Below are 21,688 nucleotides of genomic sequence, written 5' to 3' on the forward strand. Positions count from 1 at the left end.
CGGTTTACGGCGCAGGCGCGCCGAAGGGGTGAAATGATTTTAACACTGTAAGCGGACAGAGCGGAGTGGAAAACGCGGGCGACCTCCCCGCGTTTTCACATTTTGATCCGATTACGGCTGAGGCTTGTAGCCCTCGGGAGCCTGACCACCACCGCCAAAGAAATACTGCTCCATCTGCTGAACGATGAAGTCCTGGTGTTCCTTTTTCCAGGGCTGTAGGCGGTATTCGTTCAGCAGCATCTTCATGTGATTCTGCCAATCTTCCCACGCCTGCTTGCTTACGTTGTCGTAGATCCTCTGTCCAAGAGGGCTGTCAAAGGGCGCTTCATCAAGGCCTTCAGCCTCGCGTCCCAGCTTTACGCACTGCACCATGTGTGCCATTCAGGAATCCTCGTACTGGTTTCTGGAGAATTGTACTAGCCCAAACCCCAGATTCGTCAAAACTGAGCATTAGTAGTGGCGACGTTTCTTACTGCGCTTCGCGGCGACGGGGTGTTCCTCGACAAGCGAAAACTGGAGCTTGCGCTCGACCTGGTCAATGCGGTCGAGAACTACCCGAACACGATCTCCGAGCGAGAACGTTCTACGAGTCCGCTGGCCGATGATCTGGCGTGTGTTCTCGTGGAACGTGTATCGGTCGTCGTACATCGTGTTCAGTGGGATTAGACCTTCGACGAATAAGTCCGTGAGTTCCACGAACATGCCGTATTTGGTGATGCTGACGATCAGGCCGTCGAAGTCTTCACCGACGCGGTCAGACATGAACCTGATCTTCTTCCACTCGACCAATTCGCGCTCAGCGGCATCAGCGCGGCGCTCTGCCATGCTCGCGTCCTCAGACTGCTGATGCAGTTCTGCCTCGGGGATCGGGCCGGAGAGCGGCGGGCGATGGTGGTGGTCCTTGTGGCCTTTACGCGAGGACTTCTTGGGCGGAGTAAGCTGCGCAGGCCATACGGAATCAGCGTTCTGCTCGACATGGCCTCCAGTGCCGATAGCGACTGGGCCATCCACCTGCTCGGGGTCGGAGGCGAGCACCCCCTTGAGGATGCGGTGAACGAGCAAGTCGGGATAGCGGCGAATGGGCGAAGTGAAATGGGTGTAGCAAGTGGCGGCCAGCGCGAAGTGGCCGTCATTGATATCCGAGTAGTGCGCCTGCCGCAGGGAGCGCAGCATGAGATAGCTGAGGATGCGCTCTTCGGGCTTTCCGGCGATCTTGTCTGCGAGCTTCTGGTACATCACAGGAGTGATGGCGACCTCCTGGGGGATCTCGATGTCGCGTGGCTTGGCGCGATGTGCACTGGAGCGCGACCAGACGCGTGAAGCACGGTTGTCAGGCTTCATCCGGAAGCGAGAGACGGGAAGCGCGCCGATTCCGAGCGAGTAACCAAACGCGGCGGCAAGGTTTTCGAACTCGTTGACGCGCTTTGGGTCGGGTGGCTCGTGGACACGGTAGACGGATGCGATTCGCTTCTGTTCCAGATAGGTCGCAACGGTTTCGTTTGCGGCGAGCATGAACTCTTCAATCAGGCGATGTGAAAAGAGGCGCTCGGAGCGTGTGACGGCCTTCATCAGCCCGTTCTCGTCAAACTCGATGAGAGGTTCGGGTAGGTCGAAATCGATCGATCCACGGCGTTGGCGCTTTTCGTTGAGGATTTGCGCGAGTTCCTGCATGAGGAGGAAGTTGTCGACCAGCGGAGCATATTTCTCGCGCATCTCGGAGTCGCCATCAAGGATCGCCTGCACGGCGTTGTAGGTCATTCGCTCGGCCGAACGAATGACGCCGGGCACGACTTCGTAGGACCGAATTTCGCCACGCGCATCGAGCTGCATGATGCAGGACATGACGAGGCGATCAACCTGCGGGCGCAGCGAGCAGATGTCGGTGGACAATTCCACGGGAAGCATCGGTATGGCACGATCAGGGAAATACACGCTGGTGCCGCGGATTTCTGCTTCGCGATCGATGTCCATGCCGGGGCGGACGTAGTGTGCGACATCGGCAATATGGACCTGTAGTTCGTAGTGGCCGTTTGAAAGCTTGCGTACAAAAACCGCATCGTCGAAATCACGCGCCGTTTCACCGTCGATGGTGACGATGGGAAGGTCGCGAAAATCGCGTCGGCGGGTCAACTCCGCTTCAGGGATATTTGGCGATATCCCCTTGGCCTCGGCAACAACCGAAGGCGGGAAGCGGTGCGGCAGGTGGTGCTTGCGGATTATGATTTCGACATCGACGCCGAAATCATCTTCATAGCCGATGATTTCGGTGACGCGACCCCGGGGATTCTTGCTGGCCGTGGGCCAACTAGTGATTTCGCAATCGACAACAATGCCTTCGAGGTCTTGCCACGGACGGCGGCTTGCTTCGCTCCCGATGACGCGGTCGCGCGCGAGCAGGCTATCCGACTCGGGCGTTGTTGGAACAATCTCGTCGCCCTCGGGAATGATGATGTCCATCTTGATGCGGTCGTCGATGGGGCGCACGTAGTTGTGTCGCCCTCCGTAGTGGAAGGTGCCAACCACGGTGGGATGGGCGCGCTCCATGACTCGCACAATGCGGCCTTCGAAGCGGCCTTCGCGCGAGTGAGGGGAAAGTTCAACAAGAACCTGATCCCCATGCATGGCGTCGCCCGTATCAAAGGGCGGGACGAACACGTCGCTCTGCAGGCGCTCGCGCACGTTGCGATCAAGCGGACGCACGAAGCCGAACCCGTCGCGGTGCATGCTGAGATTGCCGACGACGAGGTTGCGATTCACGGCAGCCGAAGCAATGGCGTAGCGGTCGCGTGCGACTAGCACGAGTTTGCCGCTCACAACCAAGTCGGCGAGCATGGACTCAAGTTCCTGCCGCTCGCGGCCGCGCAAGGAAAGTTCCCGGATTAGCTGCTTAAATCCGGCAGCATGGTGAGGCTGGTCTTCAATGTGTTGAAGCAGATCGCTTGCAGAGATCATCTGTCAATCTGTGATGGTATCGCGTTGTGGCGAGATACGGGAAATCGAGGATGGAACAGGGTTACGCTAACTTAGGCGTTAACTAGGCATGAATCCTAAGTTCAATGAGGTATTTGGGCCAGTGCAGAATCTTCCGACAAAGTGGAATATAGTGCATATCAGGGAACGAACAGCACGCCTTTTAGACAAGACAAGCCAACTAAAAAGCCTTTGTGCAATTCACACTTACAGGTTTGCACAGGGAATGGCGATGCAGGTGCAGACCTGCTAAATGAAAGGACTCACTAAAGCAAATGTGGAAGCCCTCTAATCAGCCCGGTAATAGCCCTGCGCCTGCGGAACCGCAGCGCCAGCCCTCCACACCGACTCCCGTTACGGAGTACAACAACAATCCGCCGAAGCCGATGAGCGCTCAACCGGCAGTTTCTGACCAGGCAACGATCGGCAAGTCTCTTGTGATCAAGGGTGAAGTGACCGGATCGGAATCACTTTACATCGACGGAAGAGTGGAAGGTTCGATACATCTTCCGGGTAATCGTGTAACCGTAGGTCGCAATGGCGTGATCGCCGCCAATATCACGGCTCGCGAGGCTGTGATCCTGGGCAAGGTTCGCGGAAACGTTTCCGCTACGGATCGCGTTGACATTCGCAACGAAGGCTCGCTGACCGGTGATGTGATCGCACAGCGGATCAGCATCGAGGATGGCGCGTACTTCAAGGGCGGCATCGACATTCGCAAACCCAACGCTAACGAAAAGCCACAACCGGTGGAAGCGCCCGCGCAGGATAAGGCAGCAGTTCGCGCCTAGACCTCCTGATGAAGGCGTGCCCGGTGACGCAATTTGCTGGCCCGGTAGCTAACTGCCGGGCCAGTGTCACATCACGGCCAGCTTTGCTAAGTCGATCTCTGCTCGGCTAAACAAAGATCACTCCAAAGCAGATGCCGGGTTAGCGAACGGTGTCGATGTCAGCGAGTGCGAATCTCGCGAGGTATGTTCTGAATGTTCAAGAAAGTGCTGAGCTTATTTTCCTTTGGTTGCCGGCACGCTCACCTGTCTGTGCCTTTTTCCATGGAGATGGCACGTCAAGATCAGGCGCATCTGGACTGGTCGGAAGAGCTTCCAGCCGGTTGCTCCCACTATGTCGTGTGCCTTGATTGCGGAAGACGTTTTGGTTATGACTGGAGCGCAATGAAGGTGATCAAGACAAAGTTGAAAGCCGCAGGCTAAGCCGTTTCTTTGTGCCACATTCGCTAGACGGGCGGATGTGGGCTGCCCTTTTGTGTCGCACGTTTTCCCCTACAGCGCTGAGTCGCAAATGCGTTTCATCCTGCGCAGGTCTTACGAGCATTCCCTCTTTTCTTGCAGTGCGAATAGCCTAGCCGCGCTTTCTAGCGAAACGCGCCGCCAAACTTCCGCCTAGCCCCATTGCAAACGTAAGCGCAAGGTAGATACAGCCGAAGACGGTGAGGATCACCATGCCTCGCAGCACAGGTGAGGTGAGGTGAAGTCGCCACTCGACCAGCACGGCAAAAGCTGCTCCTACAAGCGCAGCAGCCCAGAGTTTCAGGACGCGCGTGGCCGAGAACACAACGTGGCCGATCCGCGCCTGGATACCGCGACGCAACAGCGCAAACTCGATCCAGCCAGCAATGCCCGCAGAAGAGGTCAATCCGGCAACGCCCCAGTTGTGATCGATTCCCAAAGCCCTTGGCAAGGGCAGCGCGAAGAGATAGCCCAAGCAGAGCGTCAGAACAACGCGCACGAGAGCGTATCGCAGGGGAGTGCGGGTGTCGCGCAGCGCGTAGAACGTAGATGAATACAGGCGTCCCATGGTCTGTGCCAGCAGACCTACGCCAGAGCCAGCCAGCGCCGCCCAGACGAATAGCACATCCTGCTCAGTAAATTTTCCGGTGCGATACAGCGTGGAAGCCACTACATTACCAAGCGCGAGAAACGCTACCGCCGACGGAACGACAAAGTAGGAAATCTTCTCAAGCCCAGCACTCAGTCGCGTGCGCAAGGTCGCAGCGATTTCCGAGTCAGTCCCGATGGCGCTCGACATTGCGGGCAATTCAGCGGCTGATACCGACATCCCAAACAGTGAAACCGGCAACATGTAGAGCGTCTGCGCGTAGTTGAGCAGAACATTGCCGCTGGGTAGGAAGCTGGCAAGCTGCAGATCGATAAATCCCGAGATTTGGAAAACGCCCCGACTGATGAACACGGGAATGAATGCTGCAATGACCGCAGCAACGTGAACCGTGCGCAACTGAACATTTCCGGTGAGCGGGCGTAGCACGGAGAACACAACCGGAGCCTGAACGGCAAACTGCAGAATGGCTCCGGCCACTGCGGCCCACGAGATCGCGTATGCAAGTGAAACTGAGCCATGGCCCCGCAGTCCTCCTTGCCAGATCAGCGTGGCGATGATCGCCAGATTCATCATCACTGCCGAAGCGTAGGAGAGGAAAAACCGCCCATGACTGTTCAGCACTCCAAGGCACCAGGCGGCGAAGACCAACAATCCTGTGCCCGGGAAAACGATTCGGACAAATGCGATGGTAAGGTCTCGTTTTTCGCCGTGGAATCCGGGAGCGAGCACGCTGACCAGGATCGGAGCGCAAACGATGCCAAGTGCAACGATGATGCTGGCCACGAGGAACAGCAGGACAAACACGGCTTCGGCCAGTTCGCTCGCTTCCTTGTTGCGCCCTTCGGCGCGAAGCCGCGCATATACAGGAATGAATGAAGCCGAGAGCACTCCCTCGCCGAGCAAGTTCTGCAGCATGTTAGGCACGCGAAACGCGGCTCGATAAGCATCAGCGGCGATCGACGTGCCCAGATAATGGGCGAAGAGGCGGAACTGGATGAGCCCGCTAAGTCGGCTGAGTAGAATTCCAGCGGCAACCATGGTGGCTGCGGCTCTGCGCCTGAGAGGCTTCGGCGCTCGTTCGGAGGTCGTTTCGATCATCTCGGTGAAGGTGAAAACTGGGATTGATTCTACACGTTCGCTCTTCGAATTCGGCCCGGAATGCGCGTCGAGAGCAGGATTCAGTACAATGACAACACAGGTTTTCTATTAGGGGTACTTAATGATACATGCATGGCACGACATCACACCCGGTGGCAACATCCCCACTGAGTTCAATACGGTAATCGAGATTCCGTTTGGTTCCAGCGTGAAATATGAGTTGGACAAGCAGAGCGGGATGATCAAGCTTGACCGAATCCTGTATTCGGCCGTGTACTACCCGGCTAATTACGGGTTCATTCCGCAGACACTGGCGGAAGACGATGATCCACTTGACGTTCTGGTGTTCTGTCAGGAACCTGTGGTTCCGTTGACCATCATCCAGGCGCGGACCGTGGGATTGATGACGATGATTGACGGCGGCAAGAAGGATCATAAGATCATTGCTGTTGCCAGCAAGGATCCGGAGTTCAACAGCTACACCGATGCGCAGCAGATGCCTCCGCACCGTTTAATGATGCTGCGCCGCTTCTTCCAGGACTACAAATTGCTCGAAGGTAAAGCAGTGGAGGTCGAGGAGGTTCAGCCAGCAGAAGAGGCTTACCCGGTAATTGAGTCCGCACTGGCCGCCTACAGCAGACAGCGACGTAGCGGATTTGGGAAGTAGTTATTAGTTTTTTTAACGCGGCGGTCCTTCGGGACCGCTTCTTTTGTGCATGAAAAAACGCGGGCACGAGGCCCGCGCTGGATACTTCCCTCCCGGTTAGAACCAGGATATTGATTTCTTCTTCTTCGGAGGCGCGCTGGACTCGGCTTGCTGATCCTTGTTCTCCGCAGTCTCCGCAGTTTTGGGTTGTTCAGGCTTGGCGATAGGAGTCTTGCCCTTCTTGGCAGCCTTGGCTTCCTGAGCCTTCTTCTTGGCTTCCTGCTTGGCTAGCTTCTGCTCTTTCTTCTCGGCCTTCTTCGCAGCTTTTGCCTCCGCCTTTGCCTCGTGCTTCTTGTGATCCAGGTACTTGCTGCGCTCCTTCGGAGACATCTTGCTCAGCTTTTCTTTCTCTTCGGCGTCAGCCTTGGCCTTGGCGGCAGCGGCAGCAGCGGCGGCCTTGCGATCATCGTCGACCTTCTGCTTGGCATCCACTTCAGACTTCGCGCGGCCCAGTGCTGAGGTGCTCCCCGTCGGAACTTTCTCGTTCTTGTCGTGACCGACCACGACTACGGTCTTTTTCTTGCCCATGCCCATCTTGCCACGAACCTGCTTGGTCTTCGGACCCGCCTCGGAGGTGTAGACCAGCTTGGTCTGATTCGGGCTAGCTCCGGTATCGGTGTAACCGGGCTTGATGTCGATGTAGGCTTCTTCGCGCAACTTGGTCAGGTAGTCGCGCAGCGCAGGCTGAATCTTCTGGCTATAGAGCTGTTCCTGAATCTGCTCGCGAACGCGATCAAACGATGGCAGACCGGCATCAATGTGATCGTTTACGCGCAGGATAATGAAACCCTGCCGGGTGCGGATCGGCTCGGTGAATTGTCCCGCCTTGAGGCTGAACGACTTGTCCTCAAGTTCCTTGGCGAGATCGTTGCGCTTGAAGTATCCAAGATCGCCGCCCTGCTCGGCCGTGGAACCGTTGGATTCCTTGCGGGCGATTTCATCGAACTTGGCGCCAGACTTGAGCTGCTGATAGATGGAGTTGGCTTTTGCTTCGGCGGCTGCAACCTGCTCGGCCGAAGGCTCCTCAATCTTGTTTTCTTTGCCCGCTTCCGGCTTGGGAGCGTTCGGGTTCACCGCGATCAGAATTTCGCTTAGGCGTACGCGCTCAGGCTGAGCAAGGTCGGCCTTGTGGTCTTCATAGAACTTCTGCGCTTCTTCGCGCGTGACCTGCACGTGCTGTCCGACTTCTGACCCGATCACCTTCTGGGTAAGGATGTTGTTCTTCGTATTCTGTTTGAAGTCTTCCCAACTTACGCCCTGCGCTTCGGCCATCTTCTGGAGGTCTTCCATGGAGCCAGCCTTCATCTCTTTGCGCAGGTCATCGAGGCGCTTCACCAAGTCGGCGTCGGCGGAGATTCCGAGATCGGCTGCCTTCTGAATCAGGAGCTGCTGATCAATGAGATCGCGCAATGAGTTCGCTTGACGCTCTTCCACCACGTTTCGCGGAACATTCTGTTCCTGAGCGGTCTGCTCCTGGTTCTTCTTGAGGTCAGCGCGCGTGACGATGGAGTTATTCACGCGAGCGACGATCTCCTCAACGACAGTGTCTTGCTGCGCGAGGGCTGGTGAGGCTATGGAACAGAGGGCGATCAGCGACAACAAAAGCTTCTTCATTGAGATCCGGGGCGCGTTGCGAATCCGGCCCGGTTTACAGGCGGAACGCCGCTGGTAATTTGGCGGTACAAGACGATTTATTGTAACTCCCGGGAAGCACATCATCCAGCGTCTACCCGGTTTGCAAATCCCGGATAGCGTCTTCAGGGCAAAGATGAAGTAAAAGGCTAGGCGTCTCTAGAGATGGCTGCGACCGACATGTCGTTGTCCACATGCGTGCCGGCGTGCTCCAAAGCTGCGTCCAGCACGCGGCGGCAAAGCACTGGGGCGACACGCTCGACGCCGTGAGTCGCGTGCAGAAGCCCTTGGGCGCCGAACTCCGGGTTGCGGCCTAGGGTGGAAAGCAGGCCAGAATCGCCCCTCGCCTCCACAATGCCGCGCGAAGCCAAGACCAGCGCGCCATCCAGGGGAATTACCCGGAAACAGGCCTCGTGGGTAGCATGGGAAAACAACCCGAGCGGCAGGCCCGTGGATTCCAGAAACTCGTTGGAGTCTTCGGCAAGAAGGAGTCCGGGGACGTGCCCGGCATTGATATAGGTCAGAGTCCCAATTTCGGAATTGAACACGCCGAGGAAGGCCGCGGCCATGTGCGCACGTGCAGACAGGCTCAGAATGGTTCGGTTGAGGTGCAAGCAAAGAGCTGAGATAGCTTCAGACTCGTTGACCTCTCCCGTGAGCAGTTCCGGCGCATGTCGGCGATATTCATCCTGCACAAAAGCTGCGAGATCCATGGCGCTTGCGCGCCGACCAGCGATATCTATAAGGAGGAAGACGAGGCGCGAGTTGTCGATATTGAGAGCGTCAAAGAAATCTCCGCCGCTTCGTGCCCGATGATATTGCAGATCCACCCGCACGGAGTCCATCACAGGAGTGACCAGTGGTGCCGGAGTTCGGAGCACACTGGGGTGCGGAGCTATGAAATTCAAGAGCTTCATGGCTGCAATGAATTGAAATTAGCACGTTTCAGAGTGCAGCAGAACAGTAATGAATGTGCCGAGATGAAGTTTCCTGTATCGTGTTTGCCAATCGTGTGAACTGTTTCAGGTGAGTCCCTTAGTTGGATTGGATTGAATGAATCGCATTGGTTTCGCGTTCCTGAGTTTGGTTTTATGCTCGTCCGTGCTGTCTGCTCAGCAAAGAGGCGCCGTGCCGCCGTGGGAGGGCCCGACGTTACAGCTTCCAGGCGCTGTTGTCGTTCCACCTCCGCCAAGACCTCTCGAAAAGGCGCCTAGCAACGGCCCCACCGCGACACTGTATCGCGCATTGCGATCGGTGGGACTCGACGAGAAAGAGGTGTTCCATGTGCGCGAAGCCGTGATGGATCGCGATGAACTTCACCTCTATCTCACCGACGGCACAATTGCATTCACAGAAGACGTCGAGGGCCGCGTCACCGGAGCCTATTTCGTTGGCGATGGCGAAGTCCTCATGCGTCCGCCAAACATCACGGAGCACGCTTCGCTGGGACTTTTCTCCGGAATGGGCGTGCTGGATGAACGCTTTTCAGCCGCATATTTCCGATTCAATGACGACCTACTGACTCAACTCAAACCATACTTGCGTGACACCGAAGAACAGCCGCAAGAGTTCATAGCAAGCCATCAGGAAATATCGCGGGAACTCGCCGAACTTGATGCCTTGCGGTTGATGGAAAGCTTCACGGAAGCACCTTCGCTAGCCGCAATAGATCGATTCCTGCATGTGAGGCTCGCGACTCGGGTGGGCAACCTTGATGTTTTCCACGACTCGCTGCAGGAAGATCGATTCACGGTCGGTAACCTCGGGCACTCAGACGACAAGCCCTTTTTCGACGTGTGGATGGCGTTTCCTGGGCGCAAGGCCGAAGCTGAAGGCGCGCAGCGCGTTGTCGATCCGGTCGGCTCTGCCTCGGCCGTACCAGTTACTGCCTTTCAGATAGACACGATTCTGACTCCTCCCGAAACCCTGCAGGCTACGGCGGAGCTTGAGTTGGAGGTTCGGCATGGCGGCCAAAGATTGCTCAATTTCGAGCTCTCCCGCTGGCTTCAGGTGAGCAGTGTGAAGGTGGACGGAGCCGAGGTCGAATTTCTGCAGAACGAGGCGCTGACAGGCAGTGAACTCGCCAGGGTCGGAAACGATGTCGTAACCGTCGTGATGCCGCATACGTTGCAATCCGGGGAGCATTATCGACTACGTTTTCAGTACGCAGGGGCCGTCATGCAGCAGGCCGCTCCGGGGTTGCTGTACGTCGGTGCACGCGGCATCTGGTACCCGAATCGCGGCATGCAGATGAGCCGCTTCGACTTGAATTTCCGCTGGCCGCAGGAGTGGACCCTCGTTGCCACAGGGCATCACATCTCGACCCACGAAGAAGGCGATCAGAGTGTGGGCGAATGGCGTTCGGAGGGCAGCATACCGCTGGCCGGGTTTAACCTCGGGCAGTTTTCGAAGGCTTCGGCTCAAGTCGAGGGCGTGACGATTGCAAGCTATTCGGCCGGAGTTGTCGAGGAACCTATCGCAATGGCGACTCCAGTGCTCGCGAAGGAATCCTCTGCAAGGAACATCGCTATGGCACAGCGATCGGCCGAGACCATCCAGAAGTACTCGGAGTGGTTTGGTCCGTTCCCCTACAAGGAACTGGCACTAACGCAATTGCCCGGCCCGGTGTCACAGGGATGGCCAACACTCGTGTATCTCAGCAGCTTTGCGTACCTCAATGATCAGGAGCGGCGGGCACTGTCGCTGGACGAGTTTCGGAGACTGATATACGACGGGTTCATGCAGGATCACGAGACGGCGCACCAATGGTGGGGCGATCGCGTGGCGTGGCAGAGCTATAGAGATCAGTGGCTCATGGAGGCGCTTGCGAGCCTGAGTGCCTACATGATCATGGAGGAGAAGGATCCTGTTCGTGCCCGGGCGTTGCTGGAGTACTACCGCGAAGAACTTCTGGCTACGAATGCCAAGGGCAAGAGCTACGCGGATGCGGGTCCTGTCACGCTTGGGTATAGGCTCTCGTCCTCGATTTTTCCCAATGCGTATATTCCGGTGACCTATGGCCGCGGGTTGTGGCTCATGTTCATGCTGCGCGACTACTTCGCCGATTACGAGAACCTCGACAAGAAGACCGCGACTGGACAGAACGTCACAGAAGGACGCTTTCTTGCTGCCCTCCGCGAGTTCGGCCGAAGATATGACCGAAACACCGCCACGACTGAGGATTTTCGCAAGGTTCTGGAGGAATTCCTGCCGGCAAAAGCCAAGTTTGAAGGCGAGCGTAGCCTGAAGTGGTTCTTTGATGAATGGGTTAGCGGCAGCTCTGTACCAAGAATCGAGATCAAGAACCTCACTTTCCGCCAACGCGGAGAGGCGAGAATGGCCAGTTTCACCATTACCCAGCAGCAGGCGCCCAATTCCCTGATCACCTCGGTGCCGATTTTTGCGGAACTCGCAGGTGGGGAGCGCGTTTTTGTAGAGCGGGTGTTTACTGATGGGAACGAGGCGCCTCTGCAGATCAAGGTTCCACAGGGGACTCGTAAGCTGCTGGTGGACCCTGAGCGACGTCTCTTGAGGCTGTACTAAAATAAAGCTCGAAATCGGCAGCCGGTGGATATACGAAACAGAAATGCTTCCGTTATAATCGGCTCAGCCGTTGTGTGCGGAGAGATGGCCGAGTGGCTGAAGGCGGCGGTTTGCTAAACCGTTGTACGGTCAAAAGCTGTACCGGGGGTTCGAATCCCCCTCTCTCCGCCAGAAAATCCTAAGCAAATACAATCGACGGGTTCCGTCGATTTTTTGTTTGCACCGGCCTGCTACTCAGACGTTTGTCTCCTTATCGTCCCTACACTTTCCCTAATTGCTGCCCATTGTTCGTCTTGAATTCGGCAAAGGCGCAAATTCATCAGTAAAGATGGGATCTGGATCATCATGAAATCACACGCAGTGCTCACACAGGCCCTGCGCCCGCAACCTACGCGTTGCGATAGAAATACGACAGTGTGAGCAACGCGAGATCAGGATCGGCTGAAAAGGCTTCTGCGGTAAAGGGGGAGAGGTACGGAGTTCCGGGGGAGGATTTATCGAGATCGCGGAAGCCAAGCTGCCCGCCGAATTCGCGGCCATCGATGTTGCGATCGCTGATTACAAAGATGTCGGTATGTCGCGGGTCGGCCGTGATTCGAGCAAACATGTCGCGAACGACCGGGCCACTGCCTTCGATCACCTGCAGGAAATGGCCTCCCTTATGCAACAGCATGCCCGTAATGCCTACGTGGCTGTCATTATCGACGCACTCTCGCCGGAGGGCATCCAGCGCTTCTTCCGGCATCGGCTGGCTAGCGGTGCTGAAATAGACGATCGATCGCATCCCGCGCATGGTACAGCGGAGTTTCCCGAATAACAATCAAACAACTCCGCGTGCGCACCCTGAGTACCAACACCGGAAAAGCACCGGTGTTCGAAAAAGGGTCGAATGGCTGAACGCAGTTTGCAGTGGCGTGAGAAAATCTTTGTGCAATGGCACGCACACAAACTACAAATTCCCGCAAACGTCTGAACCAGCAGGGCTTGACCGAGCAGCAACGACTGCGCCGGATTGTCGAGGCCTTTTCAAAACTGAGCGTGCTGGTGATGGCCGACATGATCGCCGATGAGTTTGTAACCGGCGAGATCTCCCGTGTTTCGCGCGAGGCTCCAGTGCTGATATTGAAGCATCGTGACCGTACTCTGGTTCCGGGAGGCGGTGCGAACGCCATCATGAACCTCGCTGCGCTGGGCGTAACACCTCTGCCGGTGGGAATGGTTGGCGACGATGAAGCCGGACGTGCGCTGCTGCAAATTCTTCGTCGGAACAAGATTTCCGTCAGTGGAATTTCGAAGTTAAAAGGCCATGTCACAACCACAAAAACGCGCCTACTGGCATATTCCTCCCACTCCTCGCGTCAGCAGGTGGTACGGATCGACCGCGAGTGCCAGGAACTGAAGGATACGCATCCGGCACTAGTGGAGTTGGTGAACTCGGCGCGTGAATACGTTCCTGCGGCCGATGGGGTGTTGCTGAGCGATTACGGCTATGGATCGGTGTCGCCGAGGCTGTTCAACTTTGTGCGTGCGAAGGGCGTGCTCGGGGACACTCCGGTGACGCTCGACAGCCGCTATCGCCTTACCGACTACGAAGGCGTGACTGCGGCGACTCCGAATGAGTCGGAGGTTGAGGCCGCATTGAACGTCAGCATTGGCGATGATCGCGAAAAGCTCTTCGAAGCCGGAGCCGAGTTGCTGAAGCAAATGAAGCTTGATTCTCTGGTGATCACCCGCGGTGGTGACGGCATGGTCGCTTTCGGCAAGAAACATGAGCCAGTGGAGATTCCGATTTACGGCAGCAATCAGGTGGTCGATGTGACGGGCGCGGGCGACACGGTGATTGCGACATTCACGGCTGCGCTGGCTGCGGGTGCCGATGCGGCGCTGGCGGCAAAGCTTGCCAACTACGCTGGTGGAATCGTGGTCATGAAGCGCGGAACGGCCACGGTGAGCCAGAAGGAACTGCTAGAGGCTATCGGGGAGTGATGCGAAGTTCGCGAGGTTAGCGAGTTTCGCGAGGTTAGAAGCGAGAAGACGCTCGCTTTCTGAAGGCGACGACAAAGACAAAAAGCAACAACCCCACCCTAAACTAAGAAACACGAGTTTAGGATGGGGCACCCTCGTGAGTTGTGGAGAATTGAAGAGTGGGAGAGATTCTGGATCGTGCAGAGTTGGCAATTCGCGTTGCCGAGTGGCGCAGCGCAGGTGAGCGCGTGACGCTGGCCAATGGCTGCTTCGATCTGTTGCATGTTGGGCATGTTCGTTACCTGCAGGCCGCGCGTGCGCTCGGCGGCAAGCTCGTGGTCGGAATCAACTCCGACGAGAGCGTACGACGACTGAAAGGGGCTCCGCGCCCTACTATTCCAGAGGCGGAGCGCGCCGAGATCATCGCCGCGCTGGCGTGCGTTGACGCAGTTGTCATCTTCGGCGAACCCGACGTAAGAGCGCTGATTCGCGAGATTCACCCCGACGTGCAGGCAAAAGGCACGGATTACAGCGCTGAATCGGTTCCCGAGCGCGACGAAGTGATGGTTTATGGCGGGCGAGTGGAGATTGTGGGCGATCCCAAAGACCACTCCAGCACCGCGCTGCTGGAAAAGACTGGGAGCGGCTCATGAGCTCCCAACGCTACTGCGGCTCCGACCGCGTTGCGAGCCGGAATGTCTGAAGCAGCAAAGCTCATAAGAAACCGGGCAGGAGAAGAAACAAGGCTGAATCCCCGTGTGCTCATCGTGCGTTTGGGCGCGATGGGCGACGTTCTGCACGCTCTCCCGGCGGTGGCAATGCTGCGCAGGGCGCTGCCCGAGGCGCATATTGGCTGGGTCGTGGAGCGGCGCTGGCGCGAGCTGCTTTGCGCTAACGACGTCGAGTTGGCAGGGTCGCGCAGCGCGGGGCGTCCACTGGTGGACGAGGTTCACCTGGTGGACACGCGCAGATGGCGCAAGCATCTGCTGGCGGCGGATACACGAAGGGATTTTGGCTCGGTCATCGGCCAGATGCGGCAGGCGCACTATGATGCTGCACTTGAGATGCAGGGCGCAATCAAGTCGGCAGTCGTTGCTCGTCTAGCGGGACCGAAGATGATTGTTGGCTTTCGTACACCGCGAGAACGAATCGCAAGGACTCTCTACAGCACACTGGTCGAAGGCAGCTCCGAACACGTTATCGAGCAGAACATCGAAATTGTGCAGAAGTGGTTCGAGGAAATCGGACTGCCTCCGGTGACTTCTGCGCTGCAACCGGGAACAGCGCTGATGCCTCGCGACAATGCCAGCGAAGAGCGAATCGAGGCCAAACTCAGAACATCTGGACTCGCAGGAGAGCAAATCGCGATTCTGAATCCCGGCGCAGGATGGGGGGCGAAGCAATGGCCTCCTGTGCGATATGGTGAACTGGCAAAGCGGCTCGCGGCGCGAGGACTGCGCTCGGTGGTGAACTACGGGCCGGGAGAGGAAGAACTGGCGCGGGAAGCCGTTTCCGCAAGTGGCGGCGAGGCGGTCGCGTTGTCCACTTCATTAAGCGAACTCATTGCACTGGCGCGACGCTCAGAGCTTTTCGTGGGCGGCGACACGGGGCCGATGCATCTGTCCGCGCTGCTCGGGGTGAAGACCGTCGCGCTGTTTGGGCCTACCGATCCGGCGAGAAATGGTCCGTTCTGGCCGGGAACTCGGGTGCTGCGCAATGCATCGAGTATCACCAGCTACAGCCACAGCCGGACGGAAGATGCTGGATTACAGAAGATCTCGGTCGAGCAGGTGATGGAGCAAGCGGGGGAACTACTGGGGTGACGTGTTTCCAAACAGAGGGAAGCCGATGCGCAAAGGTGCAATCGATATCCAGTTACACTCGGTATTCAAAGAAAAGGTGCTGCAATGGCGTTCATGATCTCATTCACGGATCGTCCAGATCAGTACCGCGACGATGATCCGACGATACCATCGGCTGTCGGTAGAATCGTAGCAGGAACACTCGACGAGGAGTTCTCATCCAGCCTGTACGAGTGGGACAAACGGGCATACCAATCTCAATGGCTGCGCTCTCTCGAACGTTTTCTCGCGGGCGATGAAAAAGCGGTCTTGATTACCTACTATGTGAATCCGCAAGAGTCCTCAAATCTGGAATGGTGGGCTCTCTATCGTGGCGAGGCATACACAGTGCATGTGCAGAACCACATACTGTTTTATGACCAACTTGACCGGGAGTTTTCAGTCGCTGAGGCGAGCAGCTTCTTGCATGACCGAATAACTGTCTCAGAAAATGGAAATCCGATATCCGAGTGGGACGTCCCTTTGGCAGACGTAAAGTCTTTCTTCGACGAAATCAAGCAGCAGAGCCTTCATCTGCTCCGATGAGAGCAACAATGGCCCTTATCCCAAGTTATTCTGGCAGTCGGGTACCTTACTGAACGCGTCTATGTGCTCCGGCGCTGCCTAATCACACCATTCTCAGGTTATTACTTCTCATATTCTCCGTTTCAATTTCTCGAAGGTAAGCTATTGGTGGGCTTCGTGGTTCTCGCCTGATGCCTTAGAATACAAGGGCAGCTCTGAGTAAAAGCGAGGGGTAATGGACTGGGGACGTATCGCCAAAAGAATTCGTGTGCCCCTCGGGTTCTTATTTGCAGTTTTCTTTTTGTGGCGGGCTCAACCCGTTTGGTGGTCGTTGGCGGCGGGATCGGCAGTGGCGCTGGTAGGCGTGTGGATTCGCGCCATTGCCAGTGGACATGTCAAGAAGAATGAAGAACTTGCGACGACCGGTCCCTACGCCTACACGCGGAATCCGCTGTACTTTGGCTCCATTGTCATCGCTCTTGGATTTGCCTTGGCGTCCCTACGCTGGGAGATTGCGGTGGCGCTGCTGGTGATGTTTGCCCTCATCTATATCCCTGTGATCCGGGGAGAGGAGCAGTTTCTGACCCAGCATTTTGCCAACTACGCCGACTATTGTGCCCGGGTTCCGAGGCTGGTACCGCGGCTACGGGCGGGCAAAGAGGGACAGTCGCGGTTTTCGCGAGAGCTTTACCTGCAGCATCGTGAGTACAATGCCCTGCTTGGAACCTTGACGGTAATCGCCGTTCTGGTAGCCAAGCGGATCTGGATAGCGCACTAAACGGATGCGAACTCTACGATCGATTATCGGTTGGACTCTGGGAGCTATGGTTGCACTGGCCCCTCTGCCGGTCGCCCAGGCGCAGCAGGCCACGATTTCAGCCGTGACCAAGGCGGCCATTCAGCCTGGCGACTCTCGGCGATTCCCTAACAATGAGACATTGCACTATGACGCCGAGTGGCGGCTTTGGAAGGCCGGCACAGGGACGCTGAGGATTGAGCAACGAGGCGATCAGCAGCACGTGATCGGTACGGCAGAAGCGGCCGGGGCCGTCGCCGTGCTTTATCGAGTGCAGGACCGACTGGAATCGTACTTTGACCGTCGCACCTTCTGCTCGCAACGCATTGTGAAACATACGGAAGAAGGGCTTCACAAGCGCGAGACCTCCCTGCAGTTCGATCCTTATCGCGGCAAAAGCGTTCTGGACGAGCGCAATCTGCGCAATGGGGAGACAAAGCACCAGGAAACGGACTCCCCGGCATGCGTGACAGATGTGCTTTCAGGCATTTACTACTTGGCAGCGCAGCGACTTGATCCCGGAGTTACTCACGTTTTCCCCTTGAACGACGGCGGCAAGACGGTGGACGTGAAAGCTTACGTTGAGGGGCGGGAGGACGTAAAAACTGATGCAGGAACATTCCATACCGTGCGGGTTGGAGTTTCGTCTGACACAGGACCGCTGAAGGGTCGGGGCAAGGTGTGGATCTGGTACACGGATGACGCCCAGCACCTGCCGGTGCAAATGCGCTCCCGCCTGTTCTGGGGAACGATGACGCTGCGCCTGACCCGGGTAGACAGGTAGCTTCCTTCTAAACTTGTAAGAAATGCGCGGCTCGCGAGCCGCGCATTTCTTATTGCAGGCGAAAGCGTTCGCGCATCAAGCGTTGGAAACGAGGCCGGTAGAGCAGATCGTAGGCAAGTTCCTTGCCGGGGAACATGGCCAGGGCTGCTGTACGAGAATCGGCCACCATCTGAGAAGCTTCTTCGAACGTGAGCTTGGGATCCTGGGCAATGACCTGCATGACCAGGTTCATCATGATCTGCAAGCGTCGGAGGCGTTGCCCTTCCTCCTTCTGCTCGGCTTGGAGCTGGTCGGCTTGATGTGCGTACTCGGGTTTTTCATGACTCATGCAAAGTACTCCTCGTTCCGACGTGCTGTTATTTCGATGTCGAACAGCCGCCAAGCGGTGTTTCGAAAACTGCCCTCGCTAAGTGCAATTTGAGGTCAACAATGTTTTGCCACGGCGATAAGGATTGACCGCCGGGCTGGGCGGTACTACCCTCATCAGTCGCATCGAAGTGAGGAGGAGAAATCTATGGCCGAGCCACTCAGAGAAGAGCCGAACGAAGCCTTGGTGAATGTATTTGAAAGCGAGCAGGAATCCGAAGTCATGGTGGTAAAGGCCTTACTGGAATCCGCCGGAATCGACGCGCTGCAGACCAATTTCGACGCTCCGCAGGACGTACTGCCAGGTGTGGGCGGAGTGGCTCTGCAGGTGAGAGAAGATCAATCCGAAGAGGCACGTGCCATCATCGAGGAATACAGGAACAAGGGCGTGTCCGAAGCAGAAGCCGAGGCAGAAGCTCAAGGATAAAGATTTCGGTATGCCAGAGCGCGTCCTGCGGGGCGCGCTTTGTATTTACACGTCAGTTGACCAGTTCTGCTGCGAGAACATGTTTCCCCTCACCTTACCTTGGCACATATGGGTGCACTCCCTCTCGATCCATATAGAACGTAATGGGGCCGAAGAGGTCCGTACGGTATGTGCGCGCGTGGTGAGCGGCGAGTCGGTCGATGACCTCAGGTCGCGGGTGCCTAAAGGGGTTGCGGATTCCGGAGGAGACGACGGCATAGTTCGGGCGTACCGCGTCCAGCAGTTCGTCACATGACGAGGTGTTCGAGCCGTGGTGGGCCACCTTCAGCAGATCTACATGCAGAGAACGGTGATGCGTTTCGGCGTCCTCGACCAGCAGCTTTTCCATTCGCTTATGGATATCGCCCATGAGCAGAGCCGTGTGTCCTGCATACGTGAGCCGCAGAACCATTGATGCATCGTCCTGGCCACGCGGTTTCAGCTCCCAATCGACTGGCGGCGAGAGGACCTCAAAGCGAATGCCGTCGAAGGTGAATCGATCTCCATAGTGACGCTCCAGGCGTCGCACATGGAAGCGGTCCGCGGTTTCATCCAGAGTGTCAACCTCAAGCGACGGGAAATTGGGGCCGTACCACAGTTCTCGAGGGTGGAAATTGCGAATGATGGCCGACATGCCTCCGATGTGGTCGGCGTGACCGTGACTGAACGCAACAGCATCGAGGTGAGTGAGTCCACGTTGCCAGAGGTAAGGAGAGACGACGTCTTCGCCGATGTCGAGTTCGCTATGGCTGATCGGCAGCAGACCGCCCGAGTCAAGCAGCAGGGTGTGTCCGGCGGGAGTGACCAGCAGGAATGAGTCCCCTTGCCCGATATCGATGGCCGTGATTTCCAGTCGCGCAGGATCGTGAACAAATGGTCGCGGATGCTGAAAGAGATTCCAGGCAGCAGTGGCAAGCAATACGACCGAAGCCGTCGTGAGCAGGAAGTGGCGACGAGCCAGCAGCAAAGCGACGGCGTAGGCCGCCGCCACCGTGAGCATTGCGGTGAGCGCAGGCATGGCCACACGAAGATCGGGCACCTGGGCTCCGCCGGACCAGTGCACCGTAAAGAGGATTCCCCGCAACGACCAGCGCGCAACAATAGCGAAAGGCGTCGTCACGGAGTTTGCAATGTACGAGAATGCGACAGCCAGCATCGAGGCAGGCATCAGCAGACTCGTCAGCGGCAGCACTGCCATGTTGGCCCAGATTGCGTGGGAGTTCACGCGATGGAAGTACCAGACCGTAGGCAGCATGAGCGCCATCTGCATCAGGACGGAAATGGCTGCGAGCTCTGCAACAGCGACAATCGCAGTGATGAGCTTCGTGATGATCCAAAGTGCAGGACGATAGCCAATCACAATACCGATCTTCCCGGCAATGTCGCGGAGGTCGAGACGGAATTGTGCCTGGCGCGGGCGCAACGTGAGATCACGCTGGAGACTAGGAAGGTCGTTCAGACAATCGCGAATCGGAGTTGTCGTGCGCGACAGAATCGGCACGACGATTCCGGCGATTGTGAGCACCGCGAGGATCGTCAGTTGGAAGCTGGCGTCGAAGAGGGTTTGAGGATTCGCTACCAGCAGGAGCAACGCCGCGAGCGAAACCGTATTCAGTGGGGCACGATCGCGGTTGAGCAGCGCTCCGATCTGGTAGGCAACGATCATGATCACCGAGCGCAGAATCGGCGCTCCGAGATCAGTAAGCCAAGCGTAGCCACAGGTGAGGACAACGCTCGCGACGATGCCGCATTCGAGTGGAAGGCGGAGCCAGCGCATCAGCCAAAGCAGAAACACGGCGAAGATTGCAACGTTCATGCCACTGACGACGAGCAGGTGAAAGGTTCCACTGCGTTGAAATTCAAGGCGCTGATCGTGCGATACGAGGCCGCGTTCGCCAAACACCATTGCCTGAAAGAGCCCTGCATACGGCGCAGGCCACAGATGTTCCATATGTTGCAGAACGCTACGCCGGGCATGTGAACGCCACCGTGCAAAGCGTGTGCCGCCAAGACCAGGCAGAACATCGATATTTGTCGATTTCGCCGAGCCGAGGACTGCAATTCCCTGCCCTCGCAACCAGCCCACATAATCCATGTTGCCGGGGTTGCGATAGTTCGTCGGTGGGCGGAGTTTGGCACGAATTCGCAGACGCTGGCCGTAGTCGTAGTCGGGGAGCGCCGCCTGCTCTTCGTCGTCGTTCTGCTCATCCTCGTTCCATACCATTCGAGAGCCCGGAACATATACGTTGAGCCGTGCATTGCCCGTAACAGCGCGCGGAACGTCGCCATCGAATTGCGCCTGCTCCACCGCGAGGTCGAGTGATTCGCGGGCATCACGCCCGGCACGACGCGAACTGTCACGTGCTACGTAGCCGGTCAGGGTGAGTTCATCGCCGCCCGCATAACCCAGGATCGTTGGTTCAGGATGAGGGCGCGAGGAGTTTGCCTCCGTAAGAAGCGCTCCGGCTGGCACGAAAGCCAGAATCGCCGCGGTGTAACCAATCAGTGCGCGACGACGTGGAGCAGCGAACCGCAGTGCGAGCGCTGAAGCGCAGGCTAAGGACAATGCGCAAAACAACATCAATGCAGGTGGCTTGAAGGTATAGGTCTGCAGCAGGATGCCAACAGCAAAAGCCACGGTGGCAGCAAAGAGCGGTGCGGCTGGAGGTCGGCGGCGGGGAGCTTCCGGATTTTCGGGCGCGTCAGAGATCAAGGTCTTGCTAGGCGAAAGATTCGCCAGATGGCGCTTCCCGTGCAAAGCGACCGGAAGCGCCGATCAGAATTTCAGTAGAGCGAGTTTATAGCTTGTCGAGTGCTTCGTTGCCGATAACGACATTCCAAGGAATGAGCTCGTAGTTGGCGACGTTCTTCTTGTAGAAGGGATCGTTGTCGCGCAGTTCTGTGAGCGCCTGCTGCACATTGCCGTCGGGTACGCGTACCAGTAGTGCGCCTCCCACGCGCGGGTCCATCGGCCCGGAGGCAAGCAGAATTCCCTTTGCCTTTTGCTCGCGCAGGTAAGCGCGGTGTTCGTCGGTGACCTTTGCGACCTCCTCGATCGGAAGCCGGTAACGAATCACAACCAGTGCGTACATTCTCTGCTCCTTATCGCTGGCCAGATTACGGCAAAGAGGCTCAGCTT

Annotated in this window: 20 protein-coding genes and 1 tRNA gene; 12 read left to right on the plus strand and 9 right to left on the minus strand. The window is 57.2% G+C overall.

Annotated elements, in window-relative coordinates; all coding sequences use genetic code 11:
• Positions 1–111: 111 nt before the first annotated feature.
• Both AC6IZD_RS18075 and AC6IZD_RS18080 read right to left on the minus strand, forming a co-directional pair.
• Entirely contained in the window at positions 112–381 is a 270-nt protein-coding gene (locus AC6IZD_RS18075) for an oxidative damage protection protein (RefSeq protein ID WP_497784971.1), read from the minus strand.
• Positions 382–450: 69 nt separating this feature from the next.
• On the minus strand, positions 451–2,952 hold the full coding sequence (locus tag AC6IZD_RS18080) for a ribonuclease R family protein (RefSeq protein ID WP_497784973.1): 2,502 nt from the start codon (positions 2,950–2,952) through the stop codon (positions 451–453).
• A 293-nt stretch (positions 2,953–3,245) separates the two neighbouring features.
• On the opposite strand from AC6IZD_RS18080, the gene AC6IZD_RS18085 reads away from it, so the two are divergent.
• Positions 3,246–3,761, plus strand: a complete 516-nt coding sequence (locus AC6IZD_RS18085) for a bactofilin family protein (RefSeq protein WP_497784975.1) — start codon at positions 3,246–3,248, stop codon at positions 3,759–3,761.
• Between the two features lie 192 nt (positions 3,762–3,953).
• Positions 3,954–4,181 carry a hypothetical protein gene (locus AC6IZD_RS18090; RefSeq protein ID WP_497784976.1) on the plus strand — a complete coding sequence of 76 codons (228 nt, stop codon included), beginning with the start codon at positions 3,954–3,956 and terminating at the stop codon, positions 4,179–4,181.
• A 148-nt stretch (positions 4,182–4,329) separates the two neighbouring features.
• On the opposite strand, the gene murJ is transcribed toward AC6IZD_RS18090, so the two are convergent.
• Positions 4,330–5,865: a murein biosynthesis integral membrane protein MurJ gene (gene murJ, locus AC6IZD_RS18095; RefSeq protein WP_497784977.1), complete on the minus strand. Its 1,536-nt coding sequence runs from the start codon at positions 5,863–5,865 to the stop codon at positions 4,330–4,332.
• A gap of 181 nt (positions 5,866–6,046) precedes the next feature.
• On the opposite strand from murJ, the gene AC6IZD_RS18100 reads away from it, so the two are divergent.
• On the plus strand, positions 6,047–6,592 hold the full coding sequence (locus AC6IZD_RS18100; protein ID WP_497784979.1) for an inorganic diphosphatase: 546 nt from the start codon (positions 6,047–6,049) through the stop codon (positions 6,590–6,592).
• A gap of 96 nt (positions 6,593–6,688) precedes the next feature.
• Here the strand turns inward: AC6IZD_RS18100 and AC6IZD_RS18105 are convergent, their stop codons facing one another.
• Together AC6IZD_RS18105 and AC6IZD_RS18110 are read right to left on the minus strand one after the other, a co-directional pair.
• Positions 6,689–8,350, minus strand: a complete 1,662-nt coding sequence (locus tag AC6IZD_RS18105; protein ID WP_497784980.1) for a peptidylprolyl isomerase — start codon at positions 8,348–8,350, stop codon at positions 6,689–6,691.
• A 62-nt stretch (positions 8,351–8,412) separates the two neighbouring features.
• Positions 8,413–9,180 (minus strand): PP2C family protein-serine/threonine phosphatase, encoded by a 768-nt coding sequence (locus AC6IZD_RS18110; protein ID WP_497784982.1) that lies wholly within the window; start codon positions 9,178–9,180, stop codon positions 8,413–8,415.
• Positions 9,181–9,316: 136 nt separating this feature from the next.
• On the opposite strand from AC6IZD_RS18110, the gene AC6IZD_RS18115 reads away from it, so the two are divergent.
• Positions 9,317–11,806 carry a M1 family metallopeptidase gene (locus AC6IZD_RS18115; RefSeq protein WP_497784983.1) on the plus strand — a complete coding sequence of 830 codons (2,490 nt, stop codon included), beginning with the start codon at positions 9,317–9,319 and terminating at the stop codon, positions 11,804–11,806.
• A gap of 78 nt (positions 11,807–11,884) precedes the next feature.
• Positions 11,885–11,977, plus strand: a tRNA-Ser gene (locus AC6IZD_RS18120).
• A gap of 217 nt (positions 11,978–12,194) precedes the next feature.
• Here AC6IZD_RS18120 and AC6IZD_RS18125 read toward each other — a convergent pair.
• Positions 12,195–12,599 carry a BLUF domain-containing protein gene (locus AC6IZD_RS18125; RefSeq protein ID WP_497784984.1) on the minus strand — a complete coding sequence of 135 codons (405 nt, stop codon included), beginning with the start codon at positions 12,597–12,599 and terminating at the stop codon, positions 12,195–12,197.
• 140 nt (positions 12,600–12,739) lie between these two features.
• Here AC6IZD_RS18125 and AC6IZD_RS18130 point away from each other — a divergent pair, with 140 nt between their 5' ends.
• The 6 genes from AC6IZD_RS18130 (at position 12,740) to AC6IZD_RS18155 (ending at position 17,717) form a co-directional block, all read left to right on the plus strand.
• Entirely contained in the window at positions 12,740–13,792 is a 1,053-nt protein-coding gene (locus AC6IZD_RS18130) for a bifunctional heptose 7-phosphate kinase/heptose 1-phosphate adenyltransferase (protein ID WP_497784985.1), read from the plus strand.
• A 158-nt stretch (positions 13,793–13,950) separates the two neighbouring features.
• Positions 13,951–14,424, plus strand: coding sequence for an adenylyltransferase/cytidyltransferase family protein (locus AC6IZD_RS18135; RefSeq protein WP_497784987.1), 474 nt, complete (start codon positions 13,951–13,953; stop codon positions 14,422–14,424).
• A 42-nt stretch (positions 14,425–14,466) separates the two neighbouring features.
• The gene (locus AC6IZD_RS18140; RefSeq protein WP_497784988.1) at positions 14,467–15,594 is read left to right on the plus strand and encodes a glycosyltransferase family 9 protein; all 1,128 of its coding nucleotides are present in this window, start codon (positions 14,467–14,469) and stop codon (positions 15,592–15,594) included.
• 84 nt (positions 15,595–15,678) lie between these two features.
• Positions 15,679–16,158, plus strand: coding sequence for a hypothetical protein (locus AC6IZD_RS18145; protein ID WP_497784989.1), 480 nt, complete (start codon positions 15,679–15,681; stop codon positions 16,156–16,158).
• A gap of 214 nt (positions 16,159–16,372) precedes the next feature.
• Positions 16,373–16,915, plus strand: coding sequence for a methyltransferase family protein (locus AC6IZD_RS18150; RefSeq protein WP_497784990.1), 543 nt, complete (start codon positions 16,373–16,375; stop codon positions 16,913–16,915).
• A 4-nt stretch (positions 16,916–16,919) separates the two neighbouring features.
• Positions 16,920–17,717 (plus strand): DUF3108 domain-containing protein, encoded by a 798-nt coding sequence (locus AC6IZD_RS18155; RefSeq protein ID WP_497784991.1) that lies wholly within the window; start codon positions 16,920–16,922, stop codon positions 17,715–17,717.
• Positions 17,718–17,766: 49 nt separating this feature from the next.
• Here the strand turns inward: AC6IZD_RS18155 and AC6IZD_RS18160 are convergent, their stop codons facing one another.
• On the minus strand, positions 17,767–18,045 hold the full coding sequence (locus AC6IZD_RS18160; RefSeq protein ID WP_497784992.1) for a hypothetical protein: 279 nt from the start codon (positions 18,043–18,045) through the stop codon (positions 17,767–17,769).
• Between the two features lie 186 nt (positions 18,046–18,231).
• Between AC6IZD_RS18160 and AC6IZD_RS18165 the strand changes: the two genes are divergently transcribed.
• Entirely contained in the window at positions 18,232–18,510 is a 279-nt protein-coding gene (locus AC6IZD_RS18165) for a putative signal transducing protein (protein WP_497784993.1), read from the plus strand.
• A 94-nt stretch (positions 18,511–18,604) separates the two neighbouring features.
• Here AC6IZD_RS18165 and AC6IZD_RS18170 read toward each other — a convergent pair whose 3' ends face one another.
• Positions 18,605–21,307: a ComEC/Rec2 family competence protein gene (locus tag AC6IZD_RS18170; protein ID WP_497784995.1), complete on the minus strand. Its 2,703-nt coding sequence runs from the start codon at positions 21,305–21,307 to the stop codon at positions 18,605–18,607.
• A 40-nt stretch (positions 21,308–21,347) separates the two neighbouring features.
• Positions 21,348–21,641, minus strand: coding sequence for a YciI family protein (locus AC6IZD_RS18175; RefSeq protein WP_497784997.1), 294 nt, complete (start codon positions 21,639–21,641; stop codon positions 21,348–21,350).
• Positions 21,642–21,688: the final 47 nt, after the last annotated feature.

It is taken from the genome of Koromonas humicola, from assembly GCF_059726255.1.